This window comes from Stutzerimonas stutzeri (assembly GCF_000952685.1).
GTDB lineage: Bacteria > Pseudomonadota > Gammaproteobacteria > Pseudomonadales > Pseudomonadaceae > Stutzerimonas > Stutzerimonas stutzeri_E.
In genome coordinates this window covers 80,017-99,210 of record NZ_JYHV01000034.1, presented here as the reverse complement: position 1 = coordinate 99,210, position 19,194 = coordinate 80,017, and the positions used below count along the sequence as shown (strand labels likewise).

General features: G+C 59.2%; 23 protein-coding genes. 15 read left to right on the top strand and 8 right to left on the bottom strand.

Annotation, left to right across the window (positions count from 1 at the left end; genetic code table 11):
* The first annotated feature begins 10 nt into the window (after positions 1–10).
* The 11 genes from UF78_RS17540 to hisC all read left to right on the top strand — a co-directional run bounded on the left by UF78_RS17540 (position 11) and on the right by hisC (position 8,654).
* A complete protein-coding gene (locus tag UF78_RS17540; protein ID WP_045163505.1) occupies positions 11–826 on the top strand; it encodes an ATP-binding cassette domain-containing protein in 816 nt (271 codons plus the stop codon).
* Positions 819–1,616, top strand: a complete 798-nt coding sequence (gene mlaE, locus UF78_RS17535; protein ID WP_045163504.1) for a lipid asymmetry maintenance ABC transporter permease subunit MlaE — start codon at positions 819–821, stop codon at positions 1,614–1,616. Before UF78_RS17540 ends, mlaE begins: the two co-directional genes overlap by 8 nt.
* Positions 1,616–2,074, top strand: coding sequence for an outer membrane lipid asymmetry maintenance protein MlaD (gene mlaD / locus UF78_RS17530; RefSeq protein ID WP_045163503.1), 459 nt, complete (start codon positions 1,616–1,618; stop codon positions 2,072–2,074). The genes mlaE and mlaD overlap by 1 nt, the downstream gene beginning before the upstream one ends.
* Positions 2,075–2,085: 11 nt before the next feature.
* Positions 2,086–2,736 (top strand): MlaC/ttg2D family ABC transporter substrate-binding protein, encoded by a 651-nt coding sequence (locus tag UF78_RS17525; RefSeq protein ID WP_045163502.1) that lies wholly within the window; start codon positions 2,086–2,088, stop codon positions 2,734–2,736.
* Positions 2,729–3,055, top strand: coding sequence for an STAS domain-containing protein (locus UF78_RS17520; RefSeq protein WP_045163501.1), 327 nt, complete (start codon positions 2,729–2,731; stop codon positions 3,053–3,055). Before UF78_RS17525 ends, UF78_RS17520 begins: the two co-directional genes overlap by 8 nt.
* On the top strand, positions 3,055–3,537 hold the full coding sequence (locus UF78_RS17515; RefSeq protein ID WP_045163500.1) for a phosphate-starvation-inducible protein PsiE: 483 nt from the start codon (positions 3,055–3,057) through the stop codon (positions 3,535–3,537). Before UF78_RS17520 ends, UF78_RS17515 begins: the two co-directional genes overlap by 1 nt.
* A gap of 97 nt (positions 3,538–3,634) precedes the next feature.
* Complete coding sequence (locus UF78_RS17510; protein ID WP_045163499.1) at positions 3,635–3,874, top strand: BolA family protein; 240 nt, start codon at positions 3,635–3,637, stop codon at positions 3,872–3,874.
* A gap of 102 nt (positions 3,875–3,976) precedes the next feature.
* Entirely contained in the window at positions 3,977–5,242 is a 1,266-nt protein-coding gene (gene murA, locus UF78_RS17505) for a UDP-N-acetylglucosamine 1-carboxyvinyltransferase (protein WP_045163498.1), read from the top strand.
* A gap of 118 nt (positions 5,243–5,360) precedes the next feature.
* The gene (gene hisG, locus UF78_RS17500; protein WP_045163497.1) at positions 5,361–5,990 is read left to right on the top strand and encodes an ATP phosphoribosyltransferase; all 630 of its coding nucleotides are present in this window, start codon (positions 5,361–5,363) and stop codon (positions 5,988–5,990) included.
* A 132-nt stretch (positions 5,991–6,122) separates the two neighbouring features.
* Positions 6,123–7,433 carry a histidinol dehydrogenase gene (hisD, locus tag UF78_RS17495; RefSeq protein WP_045163496.1) on the top strand — a complete coding sequence of 437 codons (1,311 nt, stop codon included), beginning with the start codon at positions 6,123–6,125 and terminating at the stop codon, positions 7,431–7,433.
* A 165-nt stretch (positions 7,434–7,598) separates the two neighbouring features.
* Positions 7,599–8,654, top strand: a complete 1,056-nt coding sequence (hisC, locus tag UF78_RS17490) for a histidinol-phosphate transaminase (protein WP_045163495.1) — start codon at positions 7,599–7,601, stop codon at positions 8,652–8,654.
* Positions 8,655–8,691: 37 nt separating this feature from the next.
* On the opposite strand, the gene algW is transcribed toward hisC, so the two are convergent.
* The gene (gene algW / locus UF78_RS17485; protein ID WP_045163494.1) at positions 8,692–9,849 is read right to left on the bottom strand and encodes a Do family serine endopeptidase AlgW; all 1,158 of its coding nucleotides are present in this window, start codon (positions 9,847–9,849) and stop codon (positions 8,692–8,694) included.
* Positions 9,850–10,067: 218 nt separating this feature from the next.
* On the opposite strand from algW, the gene UF78_RS17480 reads away from it, so the two are divergent.
* From UF78_RS17480 to cysN, 4 genes are all read left to right on the top strand, one after another.
* Positions 10,068–10,826, top strand: coding sequence for a Nif3-like dinuclear metal center hexameric protein (locus UF78_RS17480; RefSeq protein ID WP_045163493.1), 759 nt, complete (start codon positions 10,068–10,070; stop codon positions 10,824–10,826).
* A 174-nt stretch (positions 10,827–11,000) separates the two neighbouring features.
* On the top strand, positions 11,001–11,918 hold the full coding sequence (gene cysD / locus UF78_RS17475) for a sulfate adenylyltransferase subunit CysD (protein WP_045163492.1): 918 nt from the start codon (positions 11,001–11,003) through the stop codon (positions 11,916–11,918).
* Positions 11,919–11,974: 56 nt separating this feature from the next.
* Positions 11,975–12,319 (top strand): four helix bundle protein, encoded by a 345-nt coding sequence (locus UF78_RS17470; protein ID WP_045163491.1) that lies wholly within the window; start codon positions 11,975–11,977, stop codon positions 12,317–12,319.
* Between the two features lie 75 nt (positions 12,320–12,394).
* On the top strand, positions 12,395–14,293 hold the full coding sequence (cysN, locus tag UF78_RS17465; protein WP_045163490.1) for a sulfate adenylyltransferase subunit CysN: 1,899 nt from the start codon (positions 12,395–12,397) through the stop codon (positions 14,291–14,293).
* A 112-nt stretch (positions 14,294–14,405) separates the two neighbouring features.
* Here cysN and UF78_RS17460 read toward each other — a convergent pair whose 3' ends face one another.
* The 7 genes from UF78_RS17460 to UF78_RS23220 all read right to left on the bottom strand — a co-directional run bounded on the left by UF78_RS17460 (position 14,406) and on the right by UF78_RS23220 (position 18,968).
* Positions 14,406–14,954 (bottom strand): REP-associated tyrosine transposase, encoded by a 549-nt coding sequence (locus tag UF78_RS17460; protein ID WP_045163489.1) that lies wholly within the window; start codon positions 14,952–14,954, stop codon positions 14,406–14,408.
* A 458-nt stretch (positions 14,955–15,412) separates the two neighbouring features.
* Positions 15,413–16,309 carry an ABC transporter ATP-binding protein gene (locus UF78_RS17455; protein WP_045163488.1) on the bottom strand — a complete coding sequence of 299 codons (897 nt, stop codon included), beginning with the start codon at positions 16,307–16,309 and terminating at the stop codon, positions 15,413–15,415.
* Positions 16,306–17,121 (bottom strand): hypothetical protein, encoded by an 816-nt coding sequence (locus UF78_RS17450; protein ID WP_230623681.1) that lies wholly within the window; start codon positions 17,119–17,121, stop codon positions 16,306–16,308. Before UF78_RS17450 ends, UF78_RS17455 begins: the two co-directional genes overlap by 4 nt.
* A 22-nt stretch (positions 17,122–17,143) precedes the next feature.
* Positions 17,144–17,953, bottom strand: a complete 810-nt coding sequence (locus tag UF78_RS17445; RefSeq protein ID WP_045163486.1) for an ABC transporter permease subunit — start codon at positions 17,951–17,953, stop codon at positions 17,144–17,146.
* A gap of 82 nt (positions 17,954–18,035) precedes the next feature.
* Positions 18,036–18,218 (bottom strand): type IV pilin protein, encoded by a 183-nt coding sequence (locus UF78_RS23225; protein ID WP_045163485.1) that lies wholly within the window; start codon positions 18,216–18,218, stop codon positions 18,036–18,038.
* Positions 18,219–18,315: 97 nt separating this feature from the next.
* Positions 18,316–18,771, bottom strand: a complete 456-nt coding sequence (locus tag UF78_RS22930; RefSeq protein ID WP_155397667.1) for a hypothetical protein — start codon at positions 18,769–18,771, stop codon at positions 18,316–18,318.
* A gap of 11 nt (positions 18,772–18,782) precedes the next feature.
* Complete coding sequence (locus UF78_RS23220) at positions 18,783–18,968, bottom strand: type IV pilin protein (RefSeq protein WP_037038490.1); 186 nt, start codon at positions 18,966–18,968, stop codon at positions 18,783–18,785.
* Positions 18,969–19,194: the final 226 nt, after the last annotated feature.

Genomic DNA, 19,194 nt, shown 5'->3' with positions numbered 1-19,194 from the left:
AGGAGATCCGATGAGCGCCGCCAACGCTAACGCCGTCGAGCTGAAGGGTGTGACCTTCATGCGCGGGGAGCGGAGCATATTCAACAACGTCGATATCGCCATACCGCGAGGCAAGGTGACGGCCATCATGGGCCCGTCCGGCTGTGGCAAGACCACGCTGTTGCGGCTGATCGCCGCCCAGCTCAGGCCCGCGCGCGGAGAGGTGTGGGTGGCCGGCACCAACCTGCCGACCCTGTCGCGCCGGGAATTGTTCGACATGCGCAAGCAGATGGGCGTGCTGTTCCAGAGCGGAGCCCTGTTCACGGACCTCGACGTGTTCGAGAACGTGGCCTTCCCGCTGCGCGTGCATACCAAGCTGCCGGAAGAGATGATCCGCGACATCGTACTGATGAAGCTTCAGGCAGTGGGGCTGCGCGGCGCGGTCGAGTTGATGCCCGACGAACTGTCCGGAGGCATGAAGCGTCGTGTGGCGCTGGCGCGCGCGATCGCACTGGACCCCCAGATCCTGATGTATGACGAACCTTTTGCCGGTCAGGACCCGATTGCCATGGGAGTTCTGGTGCAGTTGATTAGAATGCTGAACGACGCCCTGGGCATTACCAGTATCGTGGTTTCCCATGATCTGGCTGAAACCGCGAGCATCGCCGATTACATCTATGTGGTGGGTGACGGTCAGGTGCTGGGGCAGGGAACGCCCGCCGAGCTGCGCGAATCGACCAGCCCGCGAATTCAACAGTTCATGAAAGGGGCTGCGGACGGGCCGGTGCCTTTCCATTTTCCGGCACCGGCCTATGCCGAGGATCTGCTGCGAGGCTCCGATGCGTAAGCGTTCATTGATCGAGCGAATCCGGATGTTTGGTGAGGGCGGGCTGAACGTGGTCGCGGCGCAGGGGCGGGCGACTTTGTTCCTGTTCCATGCGTTGTTCGGGCCCAGTGGGTTGAGCAATCGCTTCTCGTTGCTGGTTCGGCAGCTTTACTCGGTCGGCGTGCTCTCGCTGGCCATCGTGGTGGTGTCCGGTATCTTCATCGGCATGGTGTTGGCGCTGCAGGGCTACAGCATTCTCAGCAGCTACGGCTCCGAGCAGGCGGTGGGGCAGATGGTGGCGCTGACGTTGCTGCGTGAACTGGGACCGGTGGTCACCGCCTTGCTGTTTGCCGGGCGCGCCGGGTCTGCGCTGGCTGCGGAAATCGGCAACATGAAGTCCACCGAGCAGTTGTCCAGCCTTGAAATGATCGGCGTCGATCCGCTGAAATACATCATCGCGCCGCGGTTATGGGCCGGCTTCATCTCTCTGCCGTTGCTGACTGTGATTTTCAACGTGGTCGGCATCTGGGGCGGGGCGATGGTGGCCGTGGACTGGCTCGGCGTTTATGAAGGCTCGTTCTGGGCCAACATGCAAAACAGCGTCACCTTTACCTCTGACGTGCTCAACGGCGTTATCAAGAGCATGGTGTTCGCCGTGGTGGTCACCTGGATCGCGGTGTTTCAGGGCTATGACTGCGAACCGACCTCCGAGGGCATCAGCCGCGCCACCACTCGAACCGTGGTTTACGCCTCGCTGGCAGTACTCGGCCTCGACTTTATTCTGACCGCCTTGATGTTTGGAGATTTTTGATGCGTATCCGCACCCTGGAAATCGGTGTTGGCTTGTTCCTCCTGGCGGGCGTTCTGGCGCTCCTGTTGCTTTCACTGCGGGTCAGTGGGCTGAACGTCGACAGTGCAGACACCTACAAGCTGTACGCTTATTTCGACAATATTGCCGGTCTCAGTGTCCGATCCAAGGTCACCATGGCTGGTGTGACCATTGGCAAGGTGACCGCGATTGATTTGGACCGTGAAAGCTATACCGGCCGTGTCACGCTGGATATCCAGAAGGACATCGACATTCTTCCGGTCGACTCTACGGCGTCGATTCTGACCGCCGGCTTGCTGGGCGAGAAATATATCGGTATCAGCGTCGGTGGCGAAGAGGAAACTTTGGCGGACGGCGATACGATTCGTGATACCCAGTCGTCCTTGGTTCTGGAAGAGCTGATCGGCAAGTTTTTGCTTAATTCGGTCAATAGAGAGTGAGGAGTATCCACATGATGAATGCCCTGCGTCGCGGCTTGCTGGTGTTATTGGCCACCCTGCCCATGTTGGCTCTGGCGGCCCCTAGCGCTCACGAAGTGATCCAGAAAACCACCGATGAGCTGCTCGCCGATCTCAAGGCCAACAAGGATCAGTACCGTCAGGACCCGAATGCGTTCTACGAGTCGCTCAACGACATTCTCGGTCCGGTGGTCGATGCGGAAGGGATTTCCCGCAGCATCATGACGGTGAAGTACTCGCGTAACGCCAGTCCGGAGCAGATGACTCGCTTCCAGGAAAACTTCAAGCGCAGCCTGATGCAGTTCTATGGTAACGCCTTGCTGGAATACAACAATCAGCAGATCCGCGTGTTGCCGTCCAGTGGCAAGCAGGATGCCGAACGCACCAGCGTTGGTATGGAAGTGACCGGCCGCCAGGGCGAGATCTATCCGGTGTCCTACACCATGGTCAATCAGGGCGGTGAATGGCGTGTCCGCAATGTGATCATCAACGGGATCAATATCGGCAAGCTGTTCCGTGACCAATTCGCCGATGCGATGCAGAAGAACGGCGGAAATTTGGACAAGACCATCGATGGCTGGGCTGAAGTGGTTGCACGAGCCAAGGATACCGAGGCCGGCCAGCAGGCGGCGGGCGATGAGTGAGGCATTGGTCGAAGGTGGCGCCGATGGTGAGCTACGGCTTTCCGGCGTGCTCGACTACCAGACCGGGCCGACCCTGCGGCGCGCCGGCCAAGACCTGATCCGCAAGGGCAAGACAAGGCGGGTGCTGATCGATTGCACTGCCGTGGAGAAGTCCAGCAGCGTCGGGCTTTCATTGCTGCTTGCCTTTACCCGCGACGCCATGGCGACGGGTCGTGAGGTATTGATCGTCGGCATGCCGGAAGACATGCGAGAAATCGCTCGGGTATCCGGCCTGCTGGACGTTCTCGCTTTGGCGGACGAAGCACGAGGAGCTGTCTGATGTTGCTGCGATGGGCCGAATCGACGCGAGCCAAGGTGCATCTGCTTGCGGAGTCGCTGGGCAATCTGTTGGTAGAGACGTTTCACTACCTGTCGCTGTTCGCCATTGGCGCCATCACCGCATGGGCCGGCTTGCTGACCTTTCTCGACATGCTCGGCAAGGGCAGTATCAGCGTCGATGACATTCTGTTGCTATTCATCTATCTCGAACTCGGCGCGATGGTCGGCATTTATTTCAAGACCAACCATATGCCGGTGCGATTCCTGATCTACGTGGCGATCACCGCGTTGACCCGGCTGCTGATTTCTGACGTTTCGCACCATCATGCTCCTGACATGGGCGTCGTCTATATTTCCGGAGCGATTCTGTTGCTGGCGATGGCCATTCTGGTGGTGCGCTTCGCTTCTTCTCGTTTTCCGGCGGTTTCGGCTCCTGGCCGGCACCCGCTGCGGCGCGACAACGATGCCGAAACCCTCGATTGAGCGAGTTCGTCAGGCAGGGCGGCTTCGGGGTTCGCAGCCTTCGGGCTTTTTTGTATGATGGCCGGCCGCGCGCGTCCGGCGCCGATCGAGGTTGAACATGCAGGCCGTAGAAGTTAAGAATTTTCTGGAACAGAAGCTTTCAGGTGCTCAGGTGGAAGTCGAAGGCGAAGGCTGCAACTTCCAGCTGAACGTGATCAGTGACGAGCTGGCTGGTCTGGGGCCGGTCAAGCGTCAGCAGCAAATTTACGCGCATCTGAACCCATGGATCGCCGATGGCAGCATTCACGCCGTCACGATGAAATTCTTCAGCCGTGCCGACTGGCTTGCACGCAGCTGATCGCCGGTCGCGACAGATATCTTTCAGCCCGTGCGCAGGCGGTGACGCCGTGCACGGCTCCTCTTCGCAAGCGCTTCGCGCCTGCGGGTTACGGGAACATCCATGGACAAATTGATCATTACCGGCGGTGCTCGCCTCAATGGCGAGATTCGCATCTCCGGTGCCAAGAACTCGGCCCTGCCAATTCTGGCCGCCACGCTGCTGGCCGATACGCCAGTTACCGTCTGCAACCTGCCGCACCTGCATGACATCACCACCATGATCGAACTGTTCGGTCGCATGGGTGTGCAGCCGGTCATCGATGAAAAGCTCAGCGTTGAAGTCGACGCCAGCAGCATCCAGACGCTGGTCGCGCCTTACGAGCTGGTCAAGACCATGCGCGCCTCGATCCTGGTGCTCGGGCCCATGGTGGCGCGCTTCGGCGAGGCGGAAGTCGCCCTGCCGGGTGGCTGTGCCATCGGTTCGCGCCCGGTCGACCTGCACATCCGCGGCCTGGAAGCGATGGGCGCGCAGATCGATGTCGAAGGCGGCTATATCAAGGCGCGGGCGCCGGCTGGCGGCTTGCGCGGCGCGCATTTCTTCTTCGACATCGTCAGCGTGACCGGCACCGAGAACATCATGATGGCGGCGGCGCTGGCCAATGGCCGCAGCGTGTTGGAAAACGCCGCCCGTGAGCCGGAAGTGGTCGACCTGGCCAACTTCCTCAACGCCATGGGCGCGCAGATTTCCGGTGCGGGTACCGATACCATCACCATCGACGGCGTGAAGCGCCTGGGTGGTGGTCGCTACAGCGTGATGCCGGACCGTATCGAGACGGGCACTTACCTGGTCGCCGCTGCCGCAACCGGTGGACGAGTAAAGCTCAAGGACACCGATGCCACTCTGCTCGAGGCGGTGCTACACAAGCTCGAGGAGGCTGGTGCTCACATCGACACCGGCAGTAATTGGATCGAGCTTGATATGAAGGGTAATCGGCCGAAAGCGGTGAACGTCCGTACGGCGCCTTACCCGGCCTTTCCCACCGACATGCAGGCGCAGTTCATCGCCATGAACGCGGTCGCCGAAGGCACTGGCACGGTTATCGAGACGGTGTTCGAGAATCGCTTCATGCACGTCTACGAAATGAACCGCATGGGCTCGCAGATTCTCGTCGAGGGCAATACCGCGATCGTGACCGGCGTACCGAAGCTCAAGGGCGCACCTGTCATGGCGACCGATCTGCGCGCTTCGGCGAGCCTGGTGATCGCCGGTCTGGTCGCCGAAGGCGATACTCTGATCGATCGCATCTACCACATCGACCGTGGTTACGAGTGCATCGAAGAAAAGCTGCAATTGCTGGGCGCCAAGATCCGCCGCGTACCGGGCTAGCGATTGGCAATAGGCCATAGCCGCGTGCTCCGTCGAGCCTCTGCCATGGTCAAAACTTGCAATCGCTGCTTCCGCCTGCGCCAAGGCCGCCATCAACAGGCTCCAAGGAATAACGTCCATGCTTACCATCGCCCTTTCCAAAGGCCGCATTCTCGACGACACCCTGCCTTTGCTGGCCGCGGCGGGTATCGTTCCCACCGAGAATCCGGAGAAAAGCCGCAAGCTGATCATCCCGACCACGCAAGATGACGTGCGTCTGCTGATCGTGCGTGCCACCGACGTGCCGACCTATGTCGAGCACGGCGCGGCGGATCTCGGCGTAGCGGGCAAGGACGTATTGCTGGAATACGGTGGGCAGGGCCTGTATGAGCCGCTCGACTTGAAGATCGCCAACTGCAAGCTGATGACGGCCGGTAAGGTGGGTGCAGCGGAGCCAAAGGGGCGGCTGCGGGTGGCGACCAAGTTCGTCAATGTCGCCAAACGCTACTATGCCGAGCAGGGTCGCCAGGTCGACATCATCAAGCTCTACGGCTCGATGGAGCTCGCACCGCTGGTAGGGCTGGCGGATAAGATCATCGACGTCGTCGATACCGGCAATACGTTGCGAGCCAACGGGCTGGAACCGCAGGAACTGATCGCCATGATCAGTTCGCGCCTGGTGGTCAACAAGGCATCGATGAAAATGCAGCACACGCGGATCCAGGCATTGATCGATGCGTTGCAGCACGCAATAACGTATCAACGCTGATTCCTCCTGCGGCTGCTGATAGCCGGCTCGCCTAGCCGTGTCATAGCCTAAATTCTCAGGTGCCCGCACGGCTGGCTTGTTAATCTAGAGGCGCCTGAAAACCCGCTTGTAAGCATTCTCATGAGGCCTGTTATGACCGCTCCCATCGACATCCGCCGACTCAACGCTGCCGATCCTGATTTCTCGCGACACCTGGATCACCTGCTGAGCTGGGAAAGCGTGTCCGATGACGGCGTCAACCAGCGTGTGTTGGAAATCATTCAGGCAGTACGTGAGCGCGGCGATGCTGCCCTGGTTGAGTTGACCCAGCGTTTCGATGGCCTCGAGGTGGCCTCGATGGCCGACCTGATCCTGCCGCGCGAACGCCTTGAACTGGCGCTCGAGCGTATCAGTCCAGCCCAGCGCCAGGCCCTGGAGGCCGCGGCGGAGCGGGTCCGCCGTTATCACGAAAAGCAGAAACAGGACTCCTGGACCTACACCGAAGCCGATGGCACCGTGCTCGGCCAGAAGGTCACGCCGCTCGATCGCGCGGGGCTCTACGTGCCCGGCGGCAAGGCGTCATATCCCTCGTCCGTGCTGATGAACGCCATTCCGGCGAAGGTCGCCGGTGTGCCGGAAGTGGTCATGGTCGTGCCCACACCGCGTGGCGAACTCAACGAGTTGGTGCTGGCGGCCGCCTGCATCGCCGGCGTCGATCGGGTCTTCACCATCGGCGGAGCCCAGGCCGTGGCTGCGCTGGCCTATGGCACCGAGAGCGTGCCGCCTGTGGACAAGATCGTCGGCCCGGGCAACATTTATGTCGCCACTGCCAAGCGCCACGTGTTCGGCAAGGTCGGCATCGACATGATCGCCGGTCCCTCCGAAATCCTGGTGGTCTGCGACGGCCAGACCGAGCCTGACTGGATCGCCATGGACCTGTTTTCCCAGGCCGAGCACGACGAGGATGCCCAATCGATTCTGGTCAGCCCGGATGCGGCATTCCTTGATCGCGTCGCCGAGAGCATTGCGCGTCTGTTGCCGACCCTGGAACGTAACGAGATTGCCCGGGCGTCGCTACAGGGGCGAGGAGCACTGATCCAGGTTGCCGATATGCAACAAGCGATCGAAGTCGCCAACCGCATCGCGCCCGAGCACCTTGAACTCTCCGTCGCGAATCCCGAACAATGGCTGCCTGAGATCCGCCACGCCGGTGCGATCTTCATGGGGCGCTACACCGCCGAAGCCTTGGGCGACTACTGTGCCGGGCCGAATCACGTCTTGCCGACCTCGGGCACAGCGCGATTTTCCTCGCCGCTGGGGGTTTACGATTTCCAGAAGCGCTCGTCGATCATCAATTGCTCGGCTGCGGGCGCTTCTGAGCTGGGTAAGATCGCCTCGGTGCTGGCTCGCGGCGAGTCGCTGACTGCACACGCGCGCAGTGCCGAATACCGGATAAAGCAGTAAGACCGATAGCGGCTTTGAACTGCTAGGACTTGAGCGAAGGAGACGGCTCGGTGTAGCGAAACATCTTGGGTGGGTGTCGCTTTCACATTCACCGAGGCGTCACGCAACACCTTCATCGTTCAGCTCCTGCGATCCATTGATTGATAGCGAAGGAGATAAAGGGCAGTGAGTAAATTCTGGAGTTCCTTCGTCAAGGAACTGGTGCCCTACGTGCCGGGTGAGCAGCCGAAGCTGGCCAACCTGGTCAAGCTCAATACCAATGAGAACCCGTACGGCCCATCGCCAAAGGCGATCAAGGCGATGCAGGCCGAAGTCAGTGACAGTCTGCGGTTGTACCCTGACCCGAACGGCGATCGCCTCAAGCATGCGGTTGCCGATTATTACAATGTGCAACCAGGGCAGGTCTTTGTCGGCAACGGATCGGACGAAGTACTCGCCCATGCGTTCCACGGCCTCTTTCAGCACGGCAAGCCGCTGCTGTTTCCCGACGTGACATACAGCTTCTATCCGGTCTATTGCGGTTTGTATGGCATCGATTTCGAGGCCGTTGCGTTGGGTGGGCAGTTCCAGATCGACGTCGACGATTATGTCCGGCCAAACGGCGGGATCATATTTCCGAATCCCAATGCGCCGACTGGCTGCCTGCTGGCACTCGATGCGATCGAGCGGCTGCTGCAGGCCAATCCGGATTCCGTCGTGCTGGTGGATGAGGCCTACATCGATTTCGGCGGTACCTCGGCCATTGCGTTGGTGGACCGCTACCCGAACCTGTTGGTCACCCAGACGCTGTCAAAGTCGCGCTCGCTGGCAGGCCTGCGGGTCGGCTTGGCTGTTGGGCATCCGGATCTGATCGAGGCATTGGAGCGCATCAAGAACAGCTTCAACTCTTATCCCCTGGACCGCATCGCCATCGCTGGCGCCGCGGCTGCGTTTGATGATCGCGAGTACTTCGAGCACAGCTGTCAGCGAGTGATCGCCAGCCGCGAGGCCGTGATCGCCGCGATGCAGGATTTAGGCTTCGAGGTGCTGCCGTCCGCGGCCAACTTCATCTTCGCCCGGCATCCGCAACGCGATGCTGCCCAGCTCGCTGCGGCGCTCCGCGAGCAGAGCGTGATCGTGCGGCATTTCAAGCAGCCGCGCATCGAGCAGTTCCTGCGGATCACCATTGGCGCACCGGAGCAGAATCAGGCCTTGCTCGAGGCGTTGAAAGGCATCGTCTGATCGTCCCGATCGCAAGCAACGTAAGATTGCTTGCGATCTATTGAGGACTCTTTTCTACCAACGGCCGCATCCCGACTTCGGCGGTCAGCGTCATTGGCTTGCCGTTGCGCAGGATATCGATGTCGATGTCGTCGCCAGGGCGCGCGCGGGCGACCTGGTTCATCGAACTGCGGCCGTCGACAGCCTGCTGTCCATCGATGCTGAGAATCAGGTCTCCTGGGAGCAACCCGGCGCGTTCTGCTGGACCATCGCGATAAACCCCTGCTACGACGATTCCCGGCCGTCCGGCCTGGCCGAACGACTCCGCCAATTCAGGGGTAAGGGATTGCACCTCCACGCCGAGCCAACCGCGAATCACCTGACCATGCTCGACAATGGATTTCATCACTTCCATCGCAAGCTTCACCGGAATCGCGAAACCGATGCCCTGCGAGCCGCCGGATTCGGAGATGATCGCCGTGTTGATGCCGATCAGGTGCCCCGCGGTGTCGACCAGCGCGCCACCTGAATTGCCCCGGTTGATGGCTGCGTCGGTCTGGATGAAGTCCTCGTAGGTATTAAGGCCCAGCTGGTTGCGCCCTGTGGCGCTGATGATGCCCATGGTCACGGTTTGACCTACCCCGAACGGATTGCCGATCGCCAGCGTCACGTCGCCAATGCGGATACCGTCGGAGCGGCCGATGGTAATCGCCGGAAGATCCGCCAGATCGATCTTCAGCACCGCAAGATCCGTCTCGGGGTCGCTGCCGATCACCCGCGCAAGCGTTTCCCGACCATCTCGCAAGGCCACGACGATCTGCTCGGCGTTGGCCGTGACGTGGTTGTTGGTCAGCAGATAGCCCTCTGGGCTCATGATCACCGCTGAGCCCAGGCTCGACTCCATGCGGCGCTGCCGCGGCAGGTTATCGCCGTAAAATCTCCGGAACAGTGGATCGTCCTTGAGCATCGGTGGCTGGCTGGAGCTGTCGATCACCTTAGTGGTGTAGAGATTGGCGACCGCCGGCGCTGCACTGCTGACCGCGTTGGCATAGGAGTAGGGGCCTTGCTGCGGTATGCCCACCAGCGGCGTTTGCTGCAGCTTATATTCCGGCTCGTCGCTAAGGCCCACCAGATGCGGGTAGCGCTGAATGATCAGCAGGGCCACTAGCAGGCCTACCAGCAACGGCCAGCCAAGAAAACGCAGGGCATTGATCATCGCGATTGAAAATCCGGACAGGTTGCGGAGGGCTATAGCGCCCCCTTAAGGTGGCGGCATTATACGAAGCTGGCGGCGAATTGCAGCCTTGCCGATAGTGAATCTGTGCGGATTGGCGAAGCGGTTAGCCATGTCGTTTTGCAGATGGGCACCTGTACGGTCTTTCGCCTTCGATAGCCAGCGTTGATCAATCAATTTTCTTTACGAGGACTGTCCACATGGCCGTTGCGCTAATTACGCTAGTCGAAGAGGCTGATCGCTACCTGAGCGCCGCCAAGATCTCCGACTATTGCCCCAACGGCCTGCAAGTGGAAGGGCGGCCGCAGGTGCGCCGCATCGTCAGCGGCGTAACCGCCAGCCAGGCGTTGCTCGATGCGGCGGTTGAGGCGCAGGCCGACGTGGTGCTGGTGCACCACGGCTATTTCTGGAAGAACGAGGACCCACGCGTCGTGGGCATCAAGCAGCGCCGACTGAAGACGCTACTCAGCCACGACATCAGCCTACTTGCCTACCATCTGCCTCTCGATGTGCATCCAGAGGTCGGCAATAACGTGCAGTTGGCGAAGATGCTCGGGCTGACCGTGGAGGGGCCTCTGGAGCCTGACAACCCCCGCTCGGTTGGCCTTGTCGGCTCCCTCGATTCGCCGCTCGCCCCTGCCGACTTCATGCGTCGGGTAGAATCGGCGCTCGGGCGCGAACCGCTGATGATCGAAGGGGCAGAACCGATCAGGCGGATTGCCTGGTGTACAGGCGGTGCCCAGGGTTATATCGATCAAGCCGTGACGGCTGGTGTCGATGCCTATCTAACGGGAGAGGTTTCAGAGCCCACGGTGCACATCGCGCGGGAAAACGGACTGAGCTTTTTCGCCGCCGGCCACCACGCCACGGAGCGCTACGGGGTCCAGGCGCTTGGCGAGTATCTGGCGAAACGATTTCCCATCGAGCATCTATTCATCGATTGCCCAAACCCGGCCTGACCGGCGATGCCGATTGTCTGGACCGCGTTCCATGAGGAATGGGGCGCGGATTCGCCGGCATAAACCTAGATCATTTAGATCTAACAGACGACCTGATTAGAAGTTTGTGCCGTGTTAAAGTTGCGCCCTCGTTCCGGCCGTGCCGGCCGTCCACCTGCAAATTCGTGAGTAGCCATGGTCGACAAACTGACGCATCTGAAACAGCTGGAGGCGGAAAGCATCCACATCATCCGTGAGGTGGCCGCCGAATTCGACAACCCGGTGATGCTCTATTCCATCGGCAAGGATTCGGCCGTGATGCTGCATCTGGCACGCAAGGCGTTTTTCCCTGGCCGGTTGCCGTTCCCGGTGATGCATGTCGACACTCGCTGGAAATTTCAAGAAATGTACCGCTTCCGCGAGAAGATGGTCACCGAGATGGATCTGGATCTGATCACGCACATCAACCCAGACGGTGTCGCGCAGAATATAAATCCGTTCACTCATGGCAGCGCCAAGCACACCGACATCATGAAGACCGAGGGCCTGAAACAGGCGCTCGACAAACATGGCTTCGATGCAGCCTTCGGCGGCGCCCGGCGTGACGAAGAGAAATCCCGTGCCAAGGAGCGTGTGTACTCCTTCCGCGACAGCAAGCATCGTTGGGATCCGAAGAACCAGCGCCCCGAGTTGTGGAACGTCTACAACGGCAAGGTGAAGAAGGGCGAATCCATTCGGGTCTTCCCGCTGTCGAACTGGACCGAGCTGGACATCTGGCAGTACATCTACCTGGAACAGATTCCGATCGTGCCGCTGTACTTCGCTGCCGAACGCGAGGTCATCGAGAAAAACGGCACCCTGATCATGATCGACGACGAGCGGATCCTCGAACACCTCACCGACGAGGAAAAGACGCGTATCGAAAAGCGCATGGTTCGCTTCCGTACCCTCGGCTGCTACCCGTTGACCGGTGCGGTGGAGTCCACGGCCTCGACATTGCCGGAGATCATCCAGGAAATGCTCCTGACGCGCACTTCCGAACGTCAGGGCCGCGTCATCGATCACGATGGCGCAGGTTCGATGGAAGAAAAGAAACGTCAGGGCTATTTCTAAACGCAGCTGAAAGCTTGAAGCCGGAAGCTTGAAGCGAGAGCAGCAAGGAGCGCTGCATGAATTTTGAGAATCTGGACGTGTGGAAGAGATCGGCAAGGCTGTCCGTCAATCTGTATCGACAGCTAACCGACTCTCGCGAGCGCGGGTTCAAAGACCAAATTACGCGTTCGGGCTTATCCATCCCAAGCAATATCGCCGAAGGCATGAGCCGGGAAGGTATGAGAGAAAAGGTGCGCTTTCTGCTGATCGCCAAAGGCTCCTGTGCGGAGCTTCGAACGCAACTTTATATTGGTCGGGAGGCAGGCTTCGTATCCGAAGAGTTTGCGAAGCCGAGCATTCAGGAGACCCGAGAAATCGCCGCCATGCTGTCCAGCTTAATTCAAACCATTCGTAACGACTGATAGCAGAGCATGCTGCTGGTGTGAGGGGCTGTTACTTCCAGCTTCCAGCTTCCAGCTTCCAGCTCGGAGAATGCAATGAGCCACCAATCCGACTTGATTTCCGCCGACATCCTCGCGTACCTGGCCCAGCACGAACGCAAAGAGCTGCTGCGCTTCCTCACTTGCGGCAACGTCGACGACGGCAAGAGCACCCTGATTGGGCGCTTGCTGCACGACTCGAAGATGATCTATGAGGATCACCTCGAAGCCATCACCCGCGACTCGAAGAAATCCGGCACCACCGGTGACGACGTCGACCTCGCGCTGCTAGTCGACGGCCTGCAGGCCGAGCGCGAGCAGGGCATCACCATCGATGTCGCCTACCGCTATTTCTCCACCGCCAAGCGCAAGTTCATCATCGCCGACACCCCCGGTCATGAGCAGTACACGCGCAACATGGCGACCGGCGCCTCTACCTGCGACCTGGCGATCATCCTGGTCGACGCCCGCTATGGCGTGCAGACCCAGACCAAGCGCCACAGCTTTATCACTTCACTGCTGGGCATCAAGCACATCGTCGTGGCCATCAACAAGATGGACCTGATGGACTTCGATCAGTCCGTTTTCGAACGCATCAAGGCAGACTATCTGGCGTTCGCCGAGCGCATCGAGCTCCAGCCGACTTCGCTGCACTTCGTGCCCATGTCGGCGCTCAAGGGCGACAACGTGGTCAACCGTTCCGAGCGTGCGCCCTGGTACGAAGGCCAGTCGCTGATGGAAATTCTCGAGAGCGTCGAGATCGCCGGCGACCGCAACTTCGATGACTTACGCTTCCCGGTGCAGTACGTCAATCGTCCCAACCTCAACTTCCGCGGCTTCGCCGGCACACTCGCCAGCGGTGTCGTGCGCAAGGGCGACGAGGTGGTGGTTCTGCCATCCGGCAAGCGCAGCAAGGTCAAATCCATCGTCACCTTCGATGGTGAGCTGGCACAGGCCACGCCGGGCGAGGCCATTACTCTGACCTTGGAAGACGAAATTGACGTGTCGCGTGGCGACATGCTAGTCCATGCTGACAATCAGCCCCGCATCGTCGACAGCTTCGACGCCATGTTGGTATGGATGGCCGATGAGCCGATGCTGCCGGGCAAGAAGTACGACATCAAACGTGCTACCAGCTACGTGCCGGGTTCGATTGCCAGCATTACCCATCGGGTTGACGTGAATACCTTGGAGCATGGCGCGGCCAGCAGTTTGCAGCTCAACGAGATCGGCCGGGTCAAGGTCAGCCTGGACGCCCCGATTGCCTTGGATGGTTATGCGCAGAACCGCACCACCGGCTCGTTCATCGTCATCGATCGCCTCACCAACGGCACCGTGGGTGCGGGCATGATCATTGCCGATCCGGTTGTTCAAGGCTCATCAGGACACCACGGTGCACTGGCGCATGTCTCCACTGAAGAGCGTGCGAGTCGCTTTGGTCAGCAGCCTGCGACCGTGCTGTTCACCGGCCTTTCAGGCGCGGGTAAGAGCACACTGGCCTACGCGGTGGAGCGCAAGCTGTTCGATATGGGCCGAGCTGTCTATGTTCTTGACGGCCAGAACCTGCGCCATGACCTGAACAAAGGTCTGCCGCAGGATCGTGCGGGCCGTACCGAAAACTGGCGTCGGGCCGCGCATGTAGCGCGCCAGTTCAACGAGGCGGGCCTGATTACATTGGCAGCTTTTGTCGCACCGGATGCAGAAGGGCGCGAGCAGGCCAAGGGGCTGATCGGAGCCGATCGAACCATTACCGTCTACATGCAAGCCTCCCCGCAAGCCTGCCAGCAGCGCGATCCGCAGGGGCTATACGCCGCGGGCGGCGACAACATCCCGGGCGAATCCTTCCCGTATGACGTACCGGGCAACGCCGATCTGGTGATTGATACGGAATCGTTAACGGTGGAAGAGGGCGCGAGGCAGGTGATAGACATGCTGCGCAAGCGTGGCGTGATCTAATCGAGCCCTTCGTTGATGCGAAAACGCCCTGCCATGCAGGGCGTTTTTGTTTGGGCTGACTTGCCGTCCAAGCAACGTAGGTTGGATTAGCCGAAGGCGTAATCCGACGAGATTATGGGGCACGGGACCCACACCGCGCATCAGGGACGAGAAGTGACGGATCGCCCGCCCAGTCGGCCGGATAAAGTCCGGCACGCACATCACGATGAAAGCTCGAATGCGGCCAGTCGCAGACGCGCCGCACTAGGCCATGCTTGAGCGGATTCACATAGACGTAATCGACATGCCGACGGAAGTCGAGTTCGTCACGAATCATGTGCTCCCAGTAACGACGTTGCCAGACACCGCGCTCGCCTCGCAGCAGGCGCACCGTTGACCGATGCTCGTCAGGAGGCAAGGCGCGGCAGAAGAACGTCTTGATCAAGCGCCAACGCAGCGAGTAGTCCGCATCACCTGGCGGTAGTGTCCAGACGCAATGCATGTGCTCGGGCAGCACTACCCAGGCATCAATGGTAAAGGGATGGCGCCGATGCACTCGCCGGACCGACGCTCGGAGCAGATCAATATGGCGGAGCAGCAAATCATTACCGCGGCGCTGCAACAGATTGACGGTGAAAAACCAGCTCGCTCCTGGAGCGAGGGCTCGACGATAGTTGGGCATCCTTGCCTCCGGCGTTGCATTTGCTGGAAGTTTAGGCGGGACCAACCTCGGCTGGTGCGGCCTATTCGTGATAAACGACAAGCCGGCACGCAAACCGATGCGCAGACGATGTAGGTTGGATTAGCCGAAGGCGTAATCCGACGATCGAGAGGTGCGTGCGGGGGCGGTGGTTTGGCCGATCGAGTGCCCAAACGTGGTAAACGACGGAAGCGCCTTCGGCGATTCCATCCTACGAAAGCAGCCGTCCGTGCCGGGTAGGTTGGATTAGCCGAAGGCGTAATCCGGCGGTCGCGAGGGTGCGCGCGGGTGCGATGTTTGATCGATTGATGTGCCGCACGTGGTAAACGATGGAAGCGCCTTCGGCGATTCCATCCTATGAAAGCACCCACCGTGTCGGGCCGGGTAGGTTGGATTAGCCGGGCGTAATCCGACGCTCGTGGTGCGGGCAACACGGCGGGTCAGGATGCTTCGGCCAGGATGCGGAAGAAAACGGTTTCTAGGGATACGGCAGGCTTGATGGTCAGCAGGTGGCCGCCGTTGTTGCTCAAGTGGACGATGGCGGCAGGCAAGTCCGTCTGCGACAGCTCGCATTCGTACTCGCCTGGACGCAGTGCGACGGACGAAGGGTTGAGTGGCTTGTCCAGTTGATAGCGCAGGATGAAGCAGTCCGCCCTTTCCGCAGCCAATTCCCGCGGGGAGCGGACGGTCACCAGCTTGCCGTTGTTGATGAAGCCGAAACGATCGGCGATGCGCTCCACGTCGTGCAGCACGTGGGAGGTGAAGAAGATAGCGCCGCCTTGCTTCTTGTAATCGTTGAGGATCTCGACGACATCCTTGCGGCCCACCGGGTCGAGGCCCGAAAGTGGCTCATCGAGAATCAGCAGTCGCGGCTCGACCGCCATGGCATGCGCCAATGCAACGCGTTGTGCATTGCCTTTGGATAGCTCACGCATTCGCCGCTTGCCTGTACCGTCCACGGAGAACCGTTCCAGCCATTGCAGGCACCACGCATCGGCGTCGCGGCGTTTGATCCCGTACATGGACAAGCCCATGCGCAGAATTTCCAACGGGGTGAACTGGTCGTACAGCGCCGGTGCTTCCGGCACATAGGCCAGGTGCTGGCGGGATTCGGCGCGGCGGGCATCGGTGCCGTAGAGCGTTACCTGGCCCTGATAGTCGTTGATGATGTCCAGCAAGATCTTGATAGTGGTGGACTTGCCGGCGCCATTGGGACCGACAAAGCCAAACACCTCGCCTTCGGACAGGCTGAAACTGACATCACGCACCGCCTGGACCTGCTTGCCCTTCGTCCGGTAGGTATGGCTGACATCCTTAAACTCTACGGCTACGCTCAAGGTTGCTCCTCCAATCCGGCAATCTTTAACTTCTTCAATTCGATGCGCCCATTGCGTAGCTCGTAGCCGAGGCGCAAGGGATCGTTTGGCAGACTCTCGATCAGGTGCTGCTCGACCAATTGATCAAGAGTCGTGAGCGGTCCATGTCCTTGTTCGTAGCGCCTCTGTGCCTCGCGTAGCTCAATCAAACCCTGCAGACGGATGACACGCTTGTCCAGCATCTCGCGCAGCTTGGGATCGGACGCGTTATCACGTTGCTGGGTCAGGTAGTTGAGAGCTAGGCGCTCATCGGCGAACTGCTCGGCACGGAGCATTACCGCCAGTTTGCGCATGGCTGCGGCGTTCTGCGGAGATCGTTGCGCACCAATTTCCAAAACCCGTGCGGCTTCTTCGTTGTTGTGCTGGAAGAACGAGAGATTGATGCCGTAGAAAAAGGGCGGTATTTCGTCCCAGAAGCGGCATTCGACGGCCGCGCGCAGCACCTCGTTGCCTTCTTCCACCGCGCCGCCCCACGTCAGCAGACCGTTGGCTAAATAGTAGTTGTCTTCGTGGCAAGGATTGAGTCGGGCGACTTCGCGTTGTGCGCGGATCAGATACCCGGTGTCTACGCCGCGGTTATCCATACCAGTGGCGGCTAGGCGCACAGTTTCGAGGTCCGCAGCCAAAAACCGATCACCTCCATGGAGTATCACAAGCAGAGGCGCGGATACTACAACACGGTCGGTGAACAGTTGTGGTGTCAGTGCGACTGGCTGCTGGGCGCGCCAGGCAGCAATCCCTGCGAAGAGAATAAAACTCAGCAGGGCGAACAATAGCGAGTGACGCATGCGCATATCAGGCGAAGCGTTTACGTTGCAAGGCCCATGCCGCCACGGCAAGCAAGCCGACCGTGTAGCTCAGGGTTGACAGCACCAGCCAGGGCCAATCGGCGGGCAGCAGCTCCATCTGGCCGTAGAGGGTGATTGCGCGCACATCCAATGCCCCCAGATCTGGCAGCAGATAGCTAAGCAGGCCGACACCGGAGCGGTACCTTTCGGCGTCTCCCACCACCATTGCATCGCGGGTGAGCAATTCGACAATTGCGCCAAACGACCGGGCCACAAGCATAAAGCCGAGGGTGCCAATTAGTACGAAGCTGGGCGTTGATGCAACCACCGAGAGCAGCGTGGCGACAGCGGTCAGCATAAGCATGTCCAGGCCGATAAATGCGATGGTGATTAGGTAATGGGTGCCCAAAGCAACCGATGTATTTTGTGCGTAGCCTTGACCGATTAACCCGACCAATAGTGCCAGCGCGCCGGCGAGAAACAACAGTAATCCGGCCGTGATGAGGGCTACGGCAATAAAACGGCCTAGCAAAAGGCTGTGTCGTGGATGCGGGTACGACAAAGTGTTTAAAAAATAGCGTCGGTCGGATTCGCGTGACAGCAGTTCCTGGCTCATCAATACCAAGACTAGGGGCAATAGCAGGCGAATCAGAGATAAGCCTACATCCAGCGCCACGGTGGCGGGCTGGCGACCACTGAATTGCGCCGAGAGCAATGAGCAGAGAGTAAGAGCAAGCAATGAGCCGATTGCTAGCCAGCCAAAACGGGCGCGAAAAGCGAGGCGGAAACCGGTGGATATGTTCGGAAAGGACAGCATGAACGGCTACCGGTCAGGTGGTTTTGTCAAGAGGGACGGGAGATTAAAGCGTAAGTTTTTTGTTGAATGCATCGTCTAAGAATTATTTACCTATAGCGGATGACATTATCCAAATAGTATTCCTTACATCGGCCTGAGTATTGCTGTCGTTAGCTTTAGCACGATATTCAGAGAATTTCGGTATGGCTAACGCGGCCAGAATTCCGACAATGGCTACTACAATCATCAGTTCGATCAACGTAAATCCGGAAAGTTTGGATTTCATTGAAAAAATATTCCAAATTTCTTTAGGAAAAGTAGTGAAAGGTCGTGGGAAATATCTTTCCCACGACCTATCTCGCTCTGAATTTATAGCGCTACGCTTATTGGAAATTAACCAGCTGAGCTTCAGGCACGCCAGCCGCGCAATTTGCGCTCAGTGACTGAGCGCCGACAGTACCGCCGGTGCTGGAAGCACGGAAGCCGCGAAAACTTGCGGTAGTAACGGTTAAAACATGACCAGCAGGTTGGCCCGCACAGCCTGGATCGTTGAATACTGGATCGCCGGCAGCATCAACTCCAATCTGAGCACATGTCAAACTAGTGCTACGGCTGCCGCTCTCATGGCATGCGCCAACGTTGATGGCGTTTTGAGCCACGTCACAGTTGTACGCTCCATGAACTCCCTTCGATAAGTTGAGGCGAACGGTGTCGCTTAGAATGGCGCAATCGTCAGTATCGATAGCATTGCCGCTCTCAATTGCAGTGGGGGCAGCCATTACCGAAGAGGCAAATACAACAGCGGAAACAGCAAACAGAGCCAGAAGATTCTTTTTCATTTAGGTCACCCTTAGCGCTGAGCGGCAGTCATTACACTGATGGAGTTCTTCACATCAGCCTGAGCAGTGGAGTCGTTGGCTTTTGCCCGATATTCGTTGAACTGCGGAATGGCGATCGCGGCCAGAATGCCGATGATTGCAACCACAATCATCAACTCAATCAGGGTAAAACCTTTTTGCTTCTTGATGGACTTCATTGAAAAGCTCCTTTGTTGGTGAGGTCGTTGGACCTGTAAATACAGCAGCAGCTTCTGTGCCAAGCATGGAAGGGTAGGCAGGCTAAGAGGCTGGATTGTGTGGTGAATCAAGTTTTGGTCTGCAATGGCTTACTCGTTTGGGGTAGGGGGAGCCTGGCCTAGTGTGGAACGGTAAAACGTGCCTTCGCCGCAGGGGCGCGTCTCCACAATACCAGGGAGAGCGCTG